This window comes from Actinoplanes cyaneus, from assembly GCF_016862095.1.
GTDB lineage: Bacteria > Actinomycetota > Actinomycetes > Mycobacteriales > Micromonosporaceae > Actinoplanes > Actinoplanes cyaneus.
The window spans coordinates 1-3,486 of sequence record NZ_BOMH01000132.1; the positions used below are offsets into that span (position 1 = coordinate 1).

Consider the following 3,486-nt stretch of genomic DNA (forward strand, 5'->3'; position numbering starts at 1 on the left):
CCTGGACCGGCCGTTGAGCGTGGTGCTCGCCGATGATGAGTTGATCCACCGGACCGGTTACGCCCAGCCGGCGATCTTCGCCGTCGAGGTCGCGCTGCACGCCCTGCTCGACAGCTGGGGTGTGCGCCCGGACGTGCTGGTCGGTCACTCGATCGGCGAGATCGCGGCCGCGCACGTGTCCGGTGTCATGTCGCTGGCGGACGCGGCAATGCTGGTGACCGCCCGCGGCCGGTTGATGCAGGCACTGCCGGCCGGTGGCGTGATGCTGGCCGTGCAGGCGTCGGAGGCCGACGTCCGCACGGCGTTCCCGGATGTCGACGTCGCGGCGGTCAACGGGCCCACCGCTGTGGTCGTTTCCGGTCATGAGGAGGACGTCGCCGCGGTCGAGCAGAGTGCCTGGAAGACGCGACGGCTGCGGACCAGTCATGCGTTCCACTCGCGGTTGATGGAGCCGATGCTGGCCGAGTTCCGTGCGGTGGTCGCCACGCTGAGCTTCGCGCCGGGTCACGACCGTTGGTCGGATCCGGCTTACTGGGTGGCGCACGTGCGGGACACCGTGCGGTTCGCCGACGCGGTCGCGCAGGCCGGCGACGACGTCCGGTTCGTGGAGCTGGGCCCGGACGCGGTGCTGTCGGCCATGGTCGACGCTGCAGTGCCGCTGCTGCGGCGGGACCGCGACGAGGTGACCACGGTGCTGACCGGGCTGGCCCGGCTGTGGACCGGCGGCATGGCGGTGGACTGGACAGCCTTCTACGCGGGGGTGCGCCCGACCCAGTTGCCGACCTACGCCTTCCAGCGGCAGCGGTACTGGCTGGAGGCGCGCACCGAGCAGGCTGACCCCGCGGAGGCGGGCTTCTGGGACACCGTCGACCGGGGCGACCTGGCCGCGCTCACCGCCGAACTCGGCGTCGACGCCGGCACGAGCCTGGAGAACGTCCTTCCCGCCCTCACGACCTGGCGTGCCCGCGGACGCGAGCGGTCCCGCCTCGACGGCATGCGCTACCGGATCACCTGGCAGCCGGCCGCCGATCCGGCGCCGGTCGAGCTGACCGGCACCTGGATGCTGATCGGCGACGACGCCGCCGGTCTCGGCGCGGCCCTGACCGCGCGCGGCGCGACCGTCGTCACGACCGCGGGCCCGCTCGGCGAAGCGCTGCGGCAGGCCGGCGGGCCGATCGCCGGTGTGGTCAGCGTGGGTGGGACGCTGCTCGACGCCCTCGCGGTGGCACGCGACAGCACCGCGCCGGTGTGGTTCGTGACCCGCGGCGCGGTGTCGACCGGACGCTCGGACATGGCCGTGGACCCGCTGCAGTCCCAGGTGTGGGGCCTGGGCCGGACGCTGGCCCTGGAACATCCCGACCGCTGGGGTGGCCTGCTCGACCTGCCGGCGGAGCTGGATCCGCGCACGGCGGCCCGGGTCGCCGCCGTCCTCGCCGGAGCTCTCGGCGCCGAGGACCAGATCGCGGTCCGTCCCGGCGGGATCCTGGTACGGCGGCTGCGGCACGCTCCCGTCGTACGGGGAAAGAGTTGGCAACCGCACGGCACCGTCCTGATCGCCGGTGGCACCGGTGGCCTGGGCGCGACGGTCGCCCGCTGGGCCGCCGGGAACGGCGCCGAGCGACTGATCCTGATCTCGCGCCGGGGCGGCACGACCGACATCCCGAACGCCGAGGTGCACACGTGTGACCTGGCCGACCGGGACGCGGTCGCCGCGCTGCTGGCCGAGGTCGGCCCGGTCGACGCGGTCGTGCACGCGGCCGGCGTCAGCGAGCACGCGACCATCGGCGAGGCCGGAGCGCAACACGTCTCCCGGGTCGTCGACGGCAAGGTGCTCGGTGCCCTGCACCTGGACGAGCTGGCCGGGGACGTGGACGCGTTCGTGGTGTTCTCCTCGATCTCCGGCATCTGGGGCAGCGCCGAACAGGCCGCCTACGGCGCGGCCAACGCGGCCCTGGACGCGCTCGTCGCCCGCCGCCGTGCTCTGGGCAAGCCCGGAACCGCGATCGCGTGGGGCCCGTGGGCGCAGGTCGGCATGGCGGCCGGGAAGGAAACCGCCGATCAGCTGCGCCGGCGTGGCCTGACGCCGATCGATCCGGCGCTGGGCCTGGCCGCGATGGCGGCCGCGGTGGGCGCCGGCGAAGAGTCGGTCACCGTCGCGGACGTGCGCTGGCCGGAGTTCCTGCCGCTGTTCACCGCCGCCCGCGAGCGGCCGCTCTTCGCCGACCTGGCCGAGGCCGCCACGACCCCGGTGCCCGGGCGGGAGAGCGGGTTCGCGGCCCGGCTGTCCGCGATGGGTCACGCCGAGCGGGAGCGGGCGGTGCTCGACCTGGTCCGCGGCGAGGTGGCGGCCGCCCTCGGGCACGCGTCCGCGGCCGACATCGCTCCCGGGCGGGCGTTCAAGGAGCTCGGCTTCGACTCGCTCACCGCTGTCGAGTTGCGCAACCGCCTGCAGTCGGCGACCGGGCTGGCGCTGCCGGCGACGCTGGCCTTCGACCACCCGACCGCGGAACGGCTGGCGACGTACGTCCGGGAGAGGGTTTCCGGCGCGACCCGGCCGGAGCCGGAAGCCGTCGCCGTTACCGTGACCGGCGACGACCCGATCGTGATCGTCGGCATGGGCGTGCGGCTGCCGGGCGGTGTGGAGACACCCGAACAGTTCTGGGATCTGCTGGCGCGCGGCGGCGACGGGATCGGGGCGTTCCCGGCCGGCCGCGGCTGGGACCTGGACCGGCTGTACCACCCGGACCCGGATCACCCCGGAACGTTCTACGCGCGCGAGGGCGGCTTCCTGGACGGCGCCGCCGAGTTCGACGCGGAGCTGTTCGGGATCTCGCCGCGCGAGGCCCTGGCCATGGACCCGCAGCAGCGGCTGCTGCTGGAGACCTCGTGGGAGGCGTTCGAACGGGCCGGCGTCGACCCGATGTCGCTGCAGGGACAACCGGTCGGCGTGTTCGCCGGCGCCGCGTTCATGGGCTACGGCACGACGTCCGAAGGCATCGAAGGACATCTGCTCACGGGCACGGCGTCATCGGTCATCTCCGGCCGGATCTCCTACACGTTCGGACTGGAGGGCCCGGCCGTCACCGTCGACACGGCGTGCTCGTCGTCGCTGGTGGCATTGCACCTGGCAGCGCAGTCGCTGCGTACCGGTGAGTGCTCGATGGCGCTGGTCGGCGGTGTCACCGTGATGCCGACGCCGGACATCTTCGTGGAGTTCTCCCGGCAGCGGGGACTGTCCGCGGACGGCCGGTGCCGGTCGTTCGGCGCCGGCGCGGACGGCACCGGCTGGTCCGAGGGCGCCGGCATGCTGCTGGTCGAGCGGTTGTCGTCGGCGCGGGCGGCCGGCCGCCGGGTCCTGGCCGTGGTGCGGGGCACCGCGGTCAATCAGGACGGCGCCTCCAACGGGCTCACCGCGCCGAACGGCCCGGCGCAGCAGCGGGTGATCCGGGCGGCGCTGGCGTCCGCCGGGCTGGCCGTCGCCGACGT

Annotated in this window: 1 protein-coding gene; it reads left to right on the top strand. The window is 74.3% G+C overall.

Going from position 1 to position 3,486, the window contains the following annotated elements:
- Positions 1 to 3,486 (top strand): type I polyketide synthase (locus tag Acy02nite_RS45925; protein WP_203756618.1); only part of this gene is annotated, 3,486 nt, incomplete at both ends.